Below are 15705 nucleotides of genomic sequence, written 5' to 3'. Positions count from 1 at the left end.
GTTTGTGAGTTTCCTGAGTCTGCCGAAAAGTTGAGGTCGAATCCCCCGTCCACAGCCGCCTCCGAGAACGCAGTCCCCGCAGAACGGGAGCTGATCCGACCCGGGAGCGTGTTTATCAACAGTCATATCGACACTCAAGGCGCCTTTCCTCCACAGACTCCACGGCGATTCCCACAGGTTATCCACAGGCTGTTGACGTGTCTGTGCATGACGGTGCATTGACGCGGAGGCTTTTGCGGAATAAGTTCTATGCTTGACCCCGGAAAACCCGAGGATGCGTGCGGAAGGGGAAGCCGCACGAGTCCTCGCGAGCGCCTGGGGCACTATGCGGCTGAGGGCATGCCGGGACGCGCTTCCCGGCCTGTCCTCAGCCGTTTTTCCACAGGATTATCCACAACTTCTCTCCTGCCGTGGCCATTCCGGCTCTCGTTCACTACTGTGGAAGTCTCCACGATGGCGAGGCGAAGGGGCCGAGATGTTCAGAATCTTTCCGAGTGTTCCCATCACATGGCGTTCGTCCTCGTGCATCCAGTTCGGCGCAGATGATCCTGTGCTCATCGATGGGCTGCTGCTCGGTGACGCCAGTCTCATCGAAGATCTCCGTCTCGGCATCGGCTCGGCTCAGTTCTATTCACGCGCTCAGGAACTCGGGGTCGACCTCAGCAGGGCGAGCTCCCTCATCACCCTCCTCGGCGAGGCAGGTGTCCTCATCCCGGCCGACGCGGACGGCGGCGCCGTACCGAAGGGGTCCCCGGTCTTCGCCGCGGCGCGCATATTCAATCTGTCGCCGGATCGGGTCTCCCAGGTCCTCAGGTCCCGGCCCGTGCTGGTCACGGGTCCATTGCGCTCCCATGTCGAAGGGCAGCTGGCGGCTCTCGGATTCGCCGTCGCCGCGGCTCGCCGTGTCGAGGAGCTCGATCTCATGGCTTCACCGGTGGTGGTCACGAGTTCTCACCTGGTTCCGGACCTCAATTCCGCCATGTGGCTCAGTGATCGCGAAGTCGACCACTGTCAGGTCGTCCTCGGTGAGCAGTCTGTGGAGATCACGGGACTCATCCGGCCCGGTTCGACACCGTGCTCTGTGTGTTCCTGCCTGCACCGGAAGGACAGCGATGCCGGTTGGCTCGATCAGCATCCGCGTCTGCGTGCCCTGCCGGAGCGTGAGAGCCTCAGCGATCCCGCCGCACGCATCCTCGGTTCGGCGCATGTTGTTCAGATGCTTCGTCAGGCGCTGCTGCGCCCCGAAACAGCACCGATCCGACGCGTGGTCACCTTGGATGCCGGCGAGGTCACGGATAGTGGAATGACCTTCCACGATCGCTGCCAGTGTCGCACGCCGGTCCCGGATTTCGGGTCAGTCGCCGAGCAGACCCAGTAGGTGAGTTCCGTAGAGTTCGAGCTTCGTCGCACCGATGCCGGGGACCCGCGCAAGTTCGTCGAGGGTGCGGGGACGGACCTCCGCGATGACTGACAGCGAGGTGTCCGTGAGAACGAGGTACGGCGGCAGTCCCTGCTCCATTCCGATGCGCACCCGCCAGCGTCGCAGACGGTCCAGCAGCTCGAGATCGATGTCGGCAGGACAGTCCGCACATCGTCCGAGTGCACGGTCGAGGTGCGAGACCAATGCCCTCCCGCAGCCGCGGCAGCGGTTGAGCGCCGCAGAGTTCGACGCTGTGCGGCCATCTCCCATCGTCGGTCCCGACTGCCCGAGTTCGGCGAGGAAGCGTGATGACCTCCGCGGTCTCTGTTTGGAGTCGAACCGGGCCAGCGACCAGCTCATCCGCAGGTCTGTGCCTGCACGCGTCAGCGCCACGTAGAACAGGCGACGTTCCTCAGCGATGGCTCGAGGCGTCTGGGCATAGCTGATGGGCAGCAGACCTTCGCTGAGACCCACCAGGTGCACACTGTCCCATTCCAGGCCCTTCGCCGCGTGGAAGGAAGCCAGAGTGACGCCTTCGATGTCCGGGGCGAACTGGTGCTCGGCACGATCCGACAGGTCGCTGAGGAAGACCTCCATCGGCACAGGGAGTTCCTGACCGTGCTGATGCTCCTCGGCGAGGTCGACGAGGGCTTTGAGCGATTCCCAACGCTGTCTGCCGGCTCCGGCGGCCGGCGGCTCTCGGGTGAATCCGAGAGAGCCGAGAACCTCTGTCACGGCTTCGGTCAGACGCTGTCCGCTCGAGGTCGCGCGTGCGGCCTTGAGCATGAGAACGGCCTCCTTGACCTCTTTGCGCGCGAAGAAGCGCTCTCCGCCGCGCAGCACATAGGGAATCCCGGCTGCGGCCAGAGCCTGTTCGTAGGAGGGACTCTGTCCGTTCGTGCGGAAGAGGACTGCGATGTTGCGCGGACGACGTCCGGCCTGGATCTCTGCCGAGATAGCCTGGACGACCCCGGTGGCCTCGGCCTCGTCGGTCGGATACTCCACCATGCGCGGCAGGCGGCCCATCGGGTTGTCGGTCCGCAAGGTCAGCGCGGTCCGAGAGGTGTGTCGCAGCAGATTGTTCGCGGTGGACACGATGGCCTGGGACGACCGGTAGTTGCGCACCAGGCGGATCGTTCTGGCCTCGGGCATCGACGTGCTGAGCGAACCGAGCAGGCTCGCATCGGCTCCCGCGAAGGTATAGATGGTCTGAGCGGGATCGCCGACGACGCAGAGATTGTCACGGGGGCCCAGCCACCGGGAGAGAACATCGTATTGGAGCGGCGAGACGTCTTGGAACTCGTCGACGACGAAGTGCCTGTACTGTTCGCGGATCTCGGCTGCGATCGCCGGATACTCGGCCAGAACTCCCGAGAGCACGAGGAGCACATCATCGAAATCGAGCAGCCGTCCCCGTGTCTTCGCCTCCCCGTAGGCTTCGAAGATCCGCACCATATCGTCGACGCTCAGCTGACCGGGGAGGTCCCGGGCCGCTGCCTTCGTCGCATAGTCGTCGACGCCGAGCAGGGACGAGGCCGCGAACTCGATCTCCGACGCGACGTCTCTGGTCAGTTCCCGACTGGTCTCCAACCCGAGGCTCTGCATGACCGAGCCGATGATGCCCGCCTTGTTCTCGATGATCCGCGGAAAGTCTCCTTCGGCGAACCGGTCCCAGAAGAACCGCAGCTGACGCAGCGCTGCGGAGTGGAACGTACGGGCTTGGACCGCGGGGACTCCGAGTCCGCGCAGGCGTGAGCGCATCTCCCCCGCCGCCTTGGCGGTGAATGTCAGCGCGAGGACATGGTTGGCAGGGAACACATCCGACGCAATTCCAAAGGCGATCCGGTGCGTCATGGCGCGGGTCTTACCGGTGCCGGCACCCGCGAGGACGATCACCGGTGAGTCGAAATGGGTGGCGACGGCGCGCTGTTCCTCGTCCAAGGCCTCGAGCAGGGCCGTGGCCGAAGCATTCATGCGTTGTCCAACCAGCTGTACAGGAGCTGACCGGCGATGGAGATCGTCGATGGAGCGCGCACCTCGCCGTTCGCAATGGCAGCGCGCAGCTCCGCCCGGGTGAACCAGCGCAGCGAGGCGATCTCAGCCTCGTCGGCGGCGAAGTCTCGGCTGGGAGCGACGGCCGAGAAGCCGAGCATGAGCGAACAGGGAAACGGCCACGGCTGAGAGCCCAGATACCGAGGTTCGGTGACTTCGAGATGAGCTTCTTCCCAGATCTCGCGGATCACCGCGTGTTCGAGTGTCTCACCCGGTTCGACGAATCCGGCCAGGAGCGAATACCGGTCGGATTCCCAGGCGGCGTTGTTGCCCAACAGGACACGTTCGACTCCGTCGTCATCGGTGTTGACGATGACGACGATGACTGCCGGATCGGTGCGGGGAAAGTGTTCGCTTCCGGTCACCGGATCGCGGCGGACCCATCCGCCCATGATCGGAGTGGTCGGTGCGCCGGTGCGCGGGGAGAACAGGTGTGCACGATGCCAGTTTCCCAAACCGACGATCTCGCAGGCCAGGGATACCTGCACATCGTCAAGGGCTTCGGCGAGATGACGCAGGGTCAGCCAGACGGGTTCGGAACTGTCGATCCCCTCTCCCGGAGCGGTCAGCAGATCGGTGGCGTCCCGGGCGCGAGAGGCGTCCAATCGGGAATCGACGTGGCTGCGACCGTCGTCGTCCAAGGACACTCCGATATAGCGGGTGCCCTGTGGGTCTCGGCCGAGGTAGACCTCCGTCTGGCCCTCCGGCACAGCTTCGCGGTCGGTCAGGAAGAGCCCGCCGCCGGCGACGAGCAGCGATCCGCGATGTTCGAGGACGGCGAGGGCCCCTGAGGCCCAGATCTCGCTGAGGTCTCCGTCGTGGCCCCGAGTCAGATGGTCCCGATCGATTCCGTGTCGGGCGAGGCTGATCGGCTGCACTGGAGGCAATGGCTTCATGCCCTCCACGATATCTCAGCGTCCTGACACTCAGACCGTGGCCGTGAATGCCTGACCGGACCCGAATGTCCCCTCGGCAGACACGCTCGACGGCGAGTCCCGTGTCTCAGTCGAACCCAGACGGTAGATTGGGGAAGGTGGATACCAAGGCGCTCAAGTTGACTGCGATCGCGGCGACGATGCTCGACGGCTTCGTCCCGACGACATGGACACCCCTGCCGCCGCTGGATGCCGGAGTCAGAGTCCTGCTCGGCGATGACGATCAGCAGCTCGTCGCAACGGCTCAGACCCAGCTCGATCGGACCGCGGACATCGGCTCAGCAGCCGAGGCGGGACGAATCTACGAGTCCATGTATCCACACGCTGACTTCGTATGGCCGCGCCTGCGGGCCATCACCGAGGTGGACGCCGACTACTTCGACACGTCGTCCCCGACGACTGTGACACTAGCCGATCCGCTGCCGGGTGCGCCGCTGGGCGATGTGCCCATCTCCGACACTGCGCGGGCCAGTTCGCTGGCCCAGGCTCTGGCGACTCTGCATTCGGCTGCGCCCGAGCCCGTCGCCGATGCCGGTTTCCCGGTGGAGGATCCCTCTCGATCACAGTTCCTCATCCTTGAGCGCCTCGACCAGGCGGCGAGCACCGGACGAGTCCCGTCGTCTCTGCTGCAGCATTGGGAGGAGGAATTCGAGAAGGTGGCGCTCTGGCATTTCCTTGCCACGCCCATCCACGGTTCTCTCGATGAGACGAGCGTCTATACCGATCAGGAGCGAGTGCTCGCACTCGCCGAGATCGGTCGTCTGCGCGTCGCCGATCCGGCCATCGATCTGGCGGCGGCCTCCGCGCTGATCGATCCTGCCGCCCTGCCGACCTTCTACGAGGAGTACCGCAATTCCCGGCCCCGCGCCGACGAGCATGTCATTGCCCGCGCCGAGCTGTTGGCCGAATTCGCAGTGCTCGACTGGCTGCTCGAGGCGGTCGACTCCGGGGATGAAACCGCCGTCGAGGATGCCGCCGGGCTCCTCAGCTCGTTCAATGAGGTCCTGTTCGGTTCCTCCGCCGATGCAGCCGCCTCCACTGAGGAACCGACTTCTGAGTCCGCGATCGAACCTGCAGACGGTGGAGACACTCGCGGAGCGGCCCCGAATTCCTCTGCCCCGGCAGCGGCCGATGCTCCCGACGTGGAAGCTGCGATCACGGAGACCGCAGCCCCCGATGTGTTCATTCCCGGAGCTCAGCCTCCGTCGGCGCCCTCGGAAGACGATTCGGAGTTCGACTCCGAGCCGGGATCGCAGGTGCGGACCGAGCCGACTCGGGACGCCGACGAAACTGATGACGGGGAAGAGACCGGCCGGATCCGCTGATCTCAGCCCATGTCGTTGTCTTCCAGCCATTCGACGACTTCGGCCTCATCAGGCAGATCTGTGAACTGCACGATGTCGTCACTGCCGACGAAGTAGAACGTCCCCGTCACCTCGGCGATCTCCGGATGCACCCTGAGAATCGCGAACCGGTAGAGCGCCAGCTGCCATTTCATCACTTCGAGCACTGCCGCATCGGGTTTCTTCGAGGTCTTCCAATCCACAACTTCGGCATGATCCCCGGTGATGAAGACCGCATCGATCTTCCCCGGCACCCGGAATCTGCCGAGGACGAGTTCGAAGGACATCTCCACATGGTCGGCCCGACGCGTCGCGAACTCGGAGGCTGAGAATGTCTCCTGCAGCCGTTGGACCGTCGCGGCGTCGATCGGTCTCACTGATTCGTCTTCGCCGATTTCGATGCTCGACTGGCCGAAGTGCTGTTCCACCCAGGAATGGAAGGTCGTTCCGATCTCGGCCGCCCGGCTGGGCGGAGCCGGGATCGGACGCAGGGTCTGCGTACGGAAACCCTGCGGGTCCCTCCTCCATGCGACCAGCGCCGTTGCCGACAGACGGTCGGGCATGGCCGCAGCGGACACCGCTTCGGGCCGGTCACCGATGCGCAGGGCCTGAGCGGCGAAGCGCCCGATCGTTCCCGGATTATCGGCCAAGGACTCCAAGCTGACGTCCGGGCTCGCTTCGACCCAACCGGCGGCTCGCTGTGCGGCGGCGACCTGCTTCGTGCGCGGCACCGGCCATGGAGTGGTCTCGATGCGGTCCTCCGCCGTGTCGTCGGCAGGTTCCGGAATCTCCACTTCGAGGCCCAAGGCTTCGATCGCTTCGGTGAGGAAGGGCGAGGGGTCGTCGGGAACCGCGCGCGAACCCATCAGTTCCGCCCCGAGCCACAGATGCCTCTTCGCACGAGTGAACGCCACGTAGGCGAGGCGTCGCTCCTCCCCCTCGTGCGCGTCGGCGATCCGTGGACGGATGAAGTCTCCGATCCACTCATCCAGGGCCTTCTTCGTCTCGAATTCGGCCTCCCGCAGGTCGAAGTCGACGAGGTGTGCGCGGTCACCGCGCAACGGGTACGGCAGAGCCGTGCGATCCATCCACCCTTCCTTGTCCCGCGGCTCGGTGGGAAAGTCCTTGACCACCAGAGACGGAACGGCGACGGCGTCGAACTCCAGACCCTTCGAGGCATGGACGGTCATGATGTTGATCGCATCGGCTGCCGTCGTCGGCTCGGCGACGCTCAGCGCATCATGAGCTTCCATGAGACTGAGCCAGGAAAGGAAGCCTGTAATCGAGGGTTTGTCATCGGTGGCCGAGTACTGGCTGGCCGCGGAGAGGAAAGCGTCGACGGAGGCTCTGTGCAGATTGCGCAGCGAATCGCCGAGGCCCCAGATATCCGAATCGATTCCGGTCTCGGACATCGCGGTGCGGATGATCGAAGCCACGGTGCCGGTTCCCGACCGGGTGGCCCGCAGCGCGCGAGCCAACCGGACCAGACGATGCAGCGCCTCCGAGCTCAGACCGGACCGCTGATAGTCGGCGATGAGTCCCCTGTCAGCAGCTGTCCGCGCTCCTTGGTCGAGGACGCGCCGCACTTCGATGAGCTCATCGATGCCTTCGACGATCGTCGCCTGGTCGATAGCTTCGGCGATCACCTCCTCGGCGGCCGGTTCGGTTCGCTCGGACGCTCGCCGCTCGGTCTGACGGCGAGTGAAGGCCTGCAGCCCCGCGATGTCGCCTGCGCCGAGGCCGAGCATGCGTCCGCTGACGAGCCTCATGATCTCGTCGCCGGCCATAGGATCGACCGCAGCGGTGAGCACCGCGCGCAGATCTGCGACGAAGGGATCGGTCAGCAGCCCGGAGGAACCGTGCACGTGTACAGCGAATCCGGCGGCTTCCAGCGCCGCCGCGACCGGCGCGAAGTGGGCACGTTTGCGGCACAGCACGGCCTTCGACGAACCTGCGGGGATCGTGTGGAACCAATCCGTGAGTGCGCGCAGGCCCGTGGTGAGGAAATCGGGATCGTGGGCACCCGAGCTGATTTCGACACAGACTTCGCCCTCACCGGCATCATCGCGGGCCGACAGCGGAGACTCGCTGCTGTCAGCGAGTCCGGCGGCGATGCGGTTGGCCACCTGCAGGATCGAGCGGTCGTTGCGCCAGCTTGTGCTCAGCGACAGTGATTCGACGTCCCGGAAGTCCGATGAGAAACGCACCATGTTGTCGGCGCTGGCGCCGCGCCAACCGTAGATGGCCTGGCGGGGATCACCGACTGCGGTCACTGCGGTGGAGTGGAAGAGGTCGCGCAAGAGCTTCAGCTGAGCCACCGAGGTGTCTTGGAACTCGTCGAGGAGGACGATCTTCCACCTGGCTCTCTCGGCCTCGGCCGCGGCGGGCACCTCGTCGAGGATGCGTTGGGCGAATCGCACCTGGTCGGAGAAGTCCATGGCCAGATTGCGCCGTTTCGCGCGCATATAGGCATCAGCCAGTCGGGCCGTTCGGATCTTCGCTTCGAGCTTTGCCCGTCGTCCACTGGGATCGACGGGCTTGCCCTTGCTGGACACCAGGGCAGCCAGGCACTGCTCAAGATAGTCCGTGACGTCGTCGACATCACGACCGTGATCATTCATCTGCCCTGCCAGGGCGATGACATCGGCGATCATCGTCTCGCGGGAGAAATCGCCGGGGATCTCGTCGGGTGGCGTCGAATCGATGAGAGTCCCGGCGATGGTGTGTGCCGCGGCGTCATCGAGGAGGACAGTTTCGGGTTCGATGCCGATGCTCACCCCGTGTTCGCTGACGATGGACGCGGCATAGGAGTTGTATGTGGACACGGTCGGATTGTCGAGACCGGGCAGTGAAAGGTCCTGACCCCGGCCGAGGTTGTGCCGCAGACGCGACAGAAGCACTCGGATGCGTCCGCCGAGTTCTCCGACTGCTTTGCGGGTGAAGGTCAGGCCGAGGATCTCTTCGGGAGAGACGAATTCGTTGGCGACCAGCCACACCACACGCTGGGAGATGACTGTGGTCTTTCCCGATCCGGCCCCGGCGGTGACTTTCATCGACTGTGCCGGGTCGGCCTCGATGATCACCTTCTGCTCCGGGCTCGGAGGGAAGGCCTGGGCAGGGTCGGCAGCCGTGAGCTCGGCAAGCCGCTCGGCGGTGAAGCGCATCAGTTCTCCTCCAACATCTTCGGGCCGATCGCCGGGCACGATGATCGGACGGGGCACGACTTGCACTTCTGCGGGTCGACCCGTGCAGGGAAGCTCGCGGCACGCATCCTGCCGGACACGTCGTCGATGAGTTCACGAGCCCAGTCGGGGTTCTCATCGACGTCGAGCGCCGACTGCTCCCGAACAGTGCGAGCCGACTTGCGCAGGAAGACGAGTTCAGCGCCGAAAGCGTGTGCATCGAGCTCCTGGTCCTCACCGATCCTGATGGTCCCGGAATTGATGGCTTCCTGATACACACCCAGCTGTGCATGCCGGTCCATCTCCTTGCCGGCGACGACGTTCCTGCCGGTCTTGAAGTCGACGATGCGCAGTCCGCCCTCGACCTCCTCGACTCGGTCGAGGCGTCCGGTGACCTTCCACTCACGTCCGTTCGAGTCGACACCGACCGCATAGACCTGTGCTTCGACTCCGACGAGGCGGCCCGGAGTCTTCTTGATGTAGTCGCCGAGCCGGTCGGCCATGGTCATCGCCACATCGAATTCCCGTTCCCGTTCCCATTCTGCGTCGAATTCCAAGGACGCGAACTCAGTTTCCACGAAGCTGCGGATCGCGGAGGTGGGGCCCTCCGGATAGTTCTCGGCGGCGGCGTGGATGATGGTTCCGAGACTTTGGGCTGTCGACATCGGGCGGTCACCACCGTTGTGGGTGAGGAACCACCGCAGAGAGCAGTCGGTGAATGCTTCGACCTGGGAGGGTGAGACGCGAACCGTATCGGAGTCGGTGAAGAGCGGCTCATTCGTGGTGATGTCCTCAGCCTCGCGCCACTGCGTCGGTGACCCCACCGCCCCGCCACCAGCTGAGAGCGCCCGCATCAGCGCCGCCCATGACCGCGTGTCCGCGTCCGGAATCGCAGAGCTTTCGGCGCTTTCGGTCGTGGTGGCGTCCACAAGCGTCGACGATGGCCCCGCAGCTTCGACATCGGCCGCGGCAGCCGTCAGCAGCAGATGAGCGCGGGCATGTGCTGCCATCTCCGGTACCGTCAGCGGAGGCAGCTCATCCTCGTGGGTGATCGCATAGCCGTCGGCCGCCTCGGTGCCCTTGGCGGAGCCAGCGGCGAGCACATCGAAGAACGGGGACGGCTCCGTCTCCGCATCGGTGACGGCGGTGACGATCACGCGTTCCTGCGCACGGCTGAGCGCGGTGAAGAACAGCTCGCCCTCTTCACGCAGATTCGTCCGTTTCGCATGCGCGTGGTAGCCGGGGTCACCGGTGACCGTCTCACCCGTGGCGAGCACCGCCGTGAGATCGGTGAGGCCGAGGATTCCGCCGCGCAGCTTCGGGTTCGGCCAGACGCCTTCGTTGACTTCGGCGATGATCACCAGAGGCACACGCACATGGGCCAGTGAGGACGGGGTGCCCACCAGCACGTGGTCGGCGAATCCTGCGGTATCGGCCAGGGAATCCTGGGCGATGTCCTGTTCGGCGACGATGCCGGCGAACGAGCGAGCGGTGAAACCGCCGCGGTCGGCGATCTTCTCGGCCAGCGCGAACAGCCGAAGCACCGAATCGAGATAGCCGTTGGTCACCGATTCCGGGTCGCGCAGGGCTTCGATCTGCCATTTCTCAGCGACTCCGGCCGCGTCCCAGATGCTCCAGAGCGCTTGGTGGGGGTCGGTGGTGCCGACCTCAGCAGCGGCGTGGAGCATCCGTGAGATCGTGGCCAGTCCCTGTGGGGACGAATCGTCGATCGGGCTGCGCAGTGCCTGAGCCAGCGACGCCGTGCTGCTGGACGCCGGGAACTGTCTGCGCACTGCTCGTCGGAAACGGCGGATCTGCACGGGGTCGAGGCGGACGTAGATGCTGCCGGCCAGGGACAGAGCGAGGTCGGCGATCGACTCGTCATCGTCGAAATCAGGGGCGGCCGAAAGCAGGTCCAACAACGGTGCGGTCGCGGGGTCGACATTGAGCGGCTGCATGAGAGTGGCGATCGAGACCCCTGACGCTCTCAGCTCATTGGCGATCGCGCGAGCACTCGACGAATTGCGGCAGATGAGTGCGACATCGGACCAGCTGTGCCCCTGTTCGACGAAGTTCGTGATCCGACGGGCCAGATATCGGTGTCCGGACGCACTGCCCTCGAATACGTGCGTCTCCACGGCAGGCTCGGACGACACGGGAGACAGCTCTTCAACCGGTGCCGCTGTCGGAGCTGATTGCGGCACGGTCGCCGACGCCTCAGCGGAAGCCGCAGAATCAACAGCATCCTCGAGGGGACGTGGGCGCGGCATATGACCGGTCGACCAGCGCGTGGTGATCCTGGCTCCGAAGCCGTCGATGGTCGTCGCCAATGCAGGGTCGACATCCCACTGACGATCGAGCACGACCGTTTCGAAGCCGGCCTCGGCCGTCGCCTGATCGATGATCGACGCGTCGGCTCCGTGGAAACGTCCGGTCACCGTCTCGGGCGAGCCGAACAGAGCGATGGCACTCCCCCTGGCCCGCAGCTGTTCGAGGATTCCCCAACTGGCGGCAGGGAAGTCCTGGACCCCGTCGGCCAGAACCACTGTGGGCAATCGGTCAGGGGCGAACGTCCACGAACGTCCGGCCGTCACCTCGGCAGGTTCGCGGAGGATCTCGAAAGCGGCAAGGGCGAGAACGGTCGCGGAGTCGACGCCCCCGTAGCCGGGCATGGACATGATGCCCAGATATTCGTCGAGGATCTCAGCCACGGCCTGCCACCGAGGGTCGGGGTTGTCGGCAAGGGCACGATCCAGGGCGCTGCGACCGAAGTCGAACACGTGTTCTGCGATCTCCTGCGACGTGTCGGGCGTGCGCATTCCGAAATCGAACTCCATCACTCGGTTGAGCGCGTCGCGGACCTCGGTTCGGAAGGCCGAGGTCGAGCGCACCTCGGCGGTGATCTCCGACGGCCACGCCGGGCCACGGGAACGACCGAGTTCGTGTCCGGCGAGGAGATCGGCGAGGAACACATCCTGATCGGCACCGGAGATGAATTCGAGATCCTCCCCGGTCCGCGTCGTATGTGCGGCACGGGCGATCCCGTACGCGAACGACGCCAGACTGCGGGCCGGGGCGGAGGAGAGAACCGCGTCAGCGGGCAGCTCGAGACGATTGCGCAGCACATCGGCGTGATCACGGTCGGGTGTGAGAACGAGGACCGAGGCGGGGTCGATCGTCGACACCAGCTGTGCATAGAGCGACTCGAGCAGAGTCGTCTTCCCGGTTCCCGGCCGCCCGATGATATTCAGGCAGCCGCCCGAGAGCAGGGTGCTGCCCATCCGCTGCGTCATCTCATCCATACTCGTATTCCATCACGGCCCGCTGACATGAGACTTCCGAGCCCCTGACCGGCGCGTCGTCAATGTGACAGCGCGGATGCCCGGTGCACAGCCTGACTTCGCGTAGCATTGAAGAATGTCGAGTCCACAACAGAGATTGCCCCGTGACCAGCGCCGCGACCAATTAGTGGGAGTCGCACGCTCCGTTTTCGCCACCCGTGGATATCGGACGACCTCAATGGACATGATCGCCGAGGCAGCCGGTGTGTCCAAGCCTGTGCTCTATCAGCACTTCGATTCGAAGCAGGACCTCTATCTGGCGCTCATCGATTCCTCGGCGGCGCTGCTCGACTCTCGGCTCGCCGAAGCTCTGGGATCGACGACAGATCCGCATGAGCAGGTCCACGCGACCTATCGCGCGTATTTCGACTTCGTGGTCTCACACCGCGAAGAGTTCGTCATCATCTTCAATTCGGACGTCTACGAGCCGAAAGCCGAACAGAAGCTGCGCGCGCTGCGGGAGAGTTCGGCTACACGGGTCGTGTCGGCGCTGAAGAACTTCGCCCGCCTCAGCGACGATGAGGCACAGCTGCTGTGCCGGGCTCTCATCGGCACCGCCGAGGTCGTCGTCAAGCAGATCGACTCTCAGCGCGGTGTCGACGTCGACACAGCCGTCGAACTGCTCACCCAGATGAGCTGGGGCGGACTGCGGTCGTTCGCAGATCGCTGACGTTCCACCGGCCGCTCAGCCTTCAGCAGAATCCATGGGGAAGAAACCCAAGTCTGCGGACGTTAAGCTGAACACAGTCCAATCCGTCATCGATCACCGAGCATCGGCACAAGGAGCACCATGGAAATCAAGATCGGCGTCAAGCAGACTCAGCGCGAGATCACCCTCGAAACGGACGAGGATGCGAAGGCTCTCGCCGCCCGCGTCGAAGAGAAGATCCAGTCCGATGGACTGCTGACCTTCACCGATACGAAGGGCCGTCAGGTCTACGTCCCCTCCGCTTCGCTCGGCTACCTCGAAATCGGTGCCGAGACTTCACGTCGCGTAGGTTTCAGCGCCTGAGCTGCGCCTGAGCGGAAGGGCCCCGGTCGCAACGACTGGGGCCCTTTTCGCGTTCGCGGCGGAACCATGCGTCCCTCGCAGGATCCGCAGGTTCGTGCTGCAGACGCGGAATCGTGCTCCGCTGCCGGTGCAGGCGCCTATAGTGTGATCAGGCGACGAGACCGAGCGCCGACATCCGCTTCGAGTGATTCGACGTCACCGCCGGGATCAGCTCGACGACGAGATCTTCGTCGAGGCCGAGGAACGGATCGGTGAGCAGACTGCGTGCCCGTCCCAGGGTCTCGGCCACGAGCTTGCGGCCCCACAGGGCCAGCCGCGAGGCCAGCTGTGTGTTGACAGCCACTTCGGAGGTCAGACGATTGCGCGCATATTCGCTGGCACGTGTATCATCGAGAATTGCAATAGCCAGGCTGTATCCGGGCTCCGCGAGTTCGTCCACCGCCGTGCGGTAGAAATCATTCATGATTCCGTCGAAGACGAATCCCTTCATGAGGCTTTCGTACCAGTCGCGAGGACGAGTCCTTTCAGCCAGAGTGCTGAAGGTCGGTTCGAAATGCTGACAGAGCTCGATCACATCCTGGCCCATCTGATCGATGTGCTGTGAGAGCTGTTCGAAGTTCGCGAATGACTGAGAGGCCAGCCGCGCCAGGATGACCTTGTCATCCAGATCCGCTGCGGTCGTCGCGTTTGTGGCCATACGTTCGAAACCGGTCAGCTCGCCGAACGCCAGAAGTGCGAGCGTTGCAGCATCATTACCGGCCAATGGGACAGAATCGGGCATAGTTCAAGACTACCGGTTCGCACCATGACAAGCGCGTACGCGCTAAAAGGAGTTTGGAATATGGCGGAGACAGAAGCGGATTTCGCGGAGCTGGGAGTCGCCGGACCGATCGTGGCCTCACTGGCCTCGGCAGGAATCACCCACCCCTTCCCCATTCAGGCGCTGACACTGCCCGTGGCACTGTCGGGAGCCGACATCATCGGGCAGGCGAAGACGGGCACCGGAAAGACCCTGGGATTCGGAATCCCCCTGCTCCAGCGTGTCGTCGGCAAAACCGAGGACTCGTCGGTCACCTCCGACCCCGATTCGACTCCCGACAGCGTGGGCGATGCCAAGGAGCCGCGGCTGCCGCAGGCCCTCGTGGTCGTTCCCACCCGTGAGCTGGCCAAGCAGGTCGCGGCCGATCTCGTCACCGCCTCGGTGCAGCGTGACATCGACATCATGACCATCTACGGCGGCATGGACTTCGATCCGCAGATCAACCGGCTCAAATCCGGCGTCGACGTCGTCGTCGGCACCCCCGGCCGCCTCCTCGATCTCTACGGTCGCAAGATCCTCAAGCTCCACCGCGTCCGCACCGTCGTCCTCGACGAAGCCGATGAGATGCTCGACCTCGGCTTCCTGCCCGACGTCGAGAAGATCATCAACGCGGTGCCCGCCCACCGGCAGACGATGCTGTTCTCCGCGACAATGCCGGGGGCGGTCATCACCCTCGCCCGCCGCTACATGAACCAGCCCACCCACATCCGCGCCCAGGACCATGAGGACCTGTCGCTGACGGGCAAGAACACCACACAGTTCGTCTACCGCGCCCATTCGATGGACAAATCCGAGCTCGTCGCCCGCATGCTCCAGGCCGAGGGTCGTGGTCGCACGATCATCTTCACCCGCACCAAGCGCACCGCCGACAAGCTCGCAGCCGAACTCGAGGATCGCGGTTTCGCAGTCAAGGCGCTCCACGGCGATCTCGGTCAGTCACAGCGTGAGAAGGCTCTGAAGTCCTTCCGCGACGGAAAGGTCGACGTGCTCGTGGCCACGGATGTCGCGGCCCGCGGAATCGACATCGACGATGTCACCCACGTCGTGAACTACCAGTGCCCCGAGGACGAGAAGACCTACGTCCATCGCATCGGACGCACCGGTCGAGCCGGCAACTCCGGTGTCGCCATGACCCTGGTCGACTGGGATGACATGCCCCGCTGGCGTCTCATCAACAAGGCCCTCGGCCTCGACTTCGATGAACCCGCCGAAACCTATTCGACCTCGCCCCACTTCTTCTCCGAGCTCGGCATCCCGGAGGGCACCAAGGGCCGACTGCCGCGCCAGCACCCCGAAAGCGAGGACGAGAAGTCCTCCGGTGAGCGCCAGCCCCGTGAGTCTGATCGTCGCGGTTCCGGCCGTGGCCGTTCGGATTCTCGCCGAGGCGGCTCATCCGACCGTCGTGACGCCTCGTCCGCATCCGGCGAGGAGAGCCGCAAACCGCGCCGCCAGCGCAGCCGTCGCCGCACCCGCGGCGGCAAGCCGGTCAACCGCGCGCAGGGCGGCCAGGCGGGTCAGGGCGGTCACCCGGCCACCGACTCCAGCGAGGACTGACCTCTCCGCTGGCGAGACCTATTCTCCGTACCGTCTGCACGAAGGG

The 15705-nt window shown here is 64.7% G+C and carries 10 protein-coding genes; 5 read left to right on the top strand and 5 right to left on the bottom strand.

The genetic code is table 11. The annotated features are described in order from the left end of the window. Positions 1-475 precede the first annotated feature (475 nt). Positions 476-1378, top strand: a complete 903-nt coding sequence (locus tag ACVZTU_RS08000; RefSeq protein WP_139466951.1) for a hypothetical protein — start codon at positions 476-478, stop codon at positions 1376-1378. Here ACVZTU_RS08000 and ACVZTU_RS07995 read toward each other — a convergent pair. Both ACVZTU_RS07995 and nudC read right to left on the bottom strand, forming a co-directional pair. Next, positions 1355-3394 carry an ATP-dependent DNA helicase UvrD2 gene (locus ACVZTU_RS07995; RefSeq protein WP_139466950.1) on the bottom strand — a complete coding sequence of 680 codons (2040 nt, stop codon included), beginning with the start codon at positions 3392-3394 and terminating at the stop codon, positions 1355-1357. The genes ACVZTU_RS08000 and ACVZTU_RS07995 overlap by 24 nt on opposite strands. Continuing rightward, positions 3391-4368, bottom strand: a complete 978-nt coding sequence (gene nudC, locus ACVZTU_RS07990) for an NAD(+) diphosphatase (protein WP_139466949.1) — start codon at positions 4366-4368, stop codon at positions 3391-3393. Before nudC ends, ACVZTU_RS07995 begins: the two co-directional genes overlap by 4 nt. A gap of 137 nt (positions 4369-4505) precedes the next feature. On the opposite strand from nudC, the gene ACVZTU_RS07985 reads away from it, so the two are divergent. Further along, the gene (locus ACVZTU_RS07985; RefSeq protein WP_229663904.1) at positions 4506-5732 is read left to right on the top strand and encodes a protein kinase family protein; all 1227 of its coding nucleotides are present in this window, start codon (positions 4506-4508) and stop codon (positions 5730-5732) included. Between the two features lie 2 nt (positions 5733-5734). Here ACVZTU_RS07985 and ACVZTU_RS07980 read toward each other — a convergent pair whose 3' ends face one another. Beyond that, positions 5735-8914, bottom strand: a complete 3180-nt coding sequence (locus tag ACVZTU_RS07980) for an ATP-dependent helicase (RefSeq protein WP_181270436.1) — start codon at positions 8912-8914, stop codon at positions 5735-5737. Further along, positions 8914-12234, bottom strand: coding sequence for a PD-(D/E)XK nuclease family protein (locus ACVZTU_RS07975; protein WP_482401691.1), 3321 nt, complete (start codon positions 12232-12234; stop codon positions 8914-8916). The genes ACVZTU_RS07980 and ACVZTU_RS07975 overlap by 1 nt, the downstream gene beginning before the upstream one ends. Before the next feature lie 115 nt (positions 12235-12349). Here ACVZTU_RS07975 and ACVZTU_RS07970 point away from each other — a divergent pair, with 115 nt between their 5' ends. Continuing rightward, entirely contained in the window at positions 12350-12943 is a 594-nt protein-coding gene (locus ACVZTU_RS07970) for a TetR/AcrR family transcriptional regulator (protein ID WP_253903686.1), read from the top strand. 120 nt (positions 12944-13063) lie between these two features. Then, positions 13064-13285, top strand: a complete 222-nt coding sequence (locus ACVZTU_RS07965; protein ID WP_139466946.1) for a DUF3107 domain-containing protein — start codon at positions 13064-13066, stop codon at positions 13283-13285. Between the two features lie 148 nt (positions 13286-13433). Here the strand turns inward: ACVZTU_RS07965 and ACVZTU_RS07960 are convergent, their stop codons facing one another. Then, positions 13434-14066, bottom strand: coding sequence for a ferritin-like fold-containing protein (locus tag ACVZTU_RS07960; protein WP_482401690.1), 633 nt, complete (start codon positions 14064-14066; stop codon positions 13434-13436). A 60-nt stretch (positions 14067-14126) separates the two neighbouring features. Between ACVZTU_RS07960 and ACVZTU_RS07955 the strand changes: the two genes are divergently transcribed. Then, on the top strand, positions 14127-15659 hold the full coding sequence (locus ACVZTU_RS07955) for a DEAD/DEAH box helicase (protein WP_482401689.1): 1533 nt from the start codon (positions 14127-14129) through the stop codon (positions 15657-15659). The last annotated feature ends 46 nt before the right edge of the window (positions 15660-15705 follow it).

This window comes from Brevibacterium sp. OS20, from assembly GCF_056837565.1.
The sequence above is the reverse complement of the archived record's forward strand: the minus strand, read 5'-3'. Positions and strand labels throughout refer to the sequence as shown.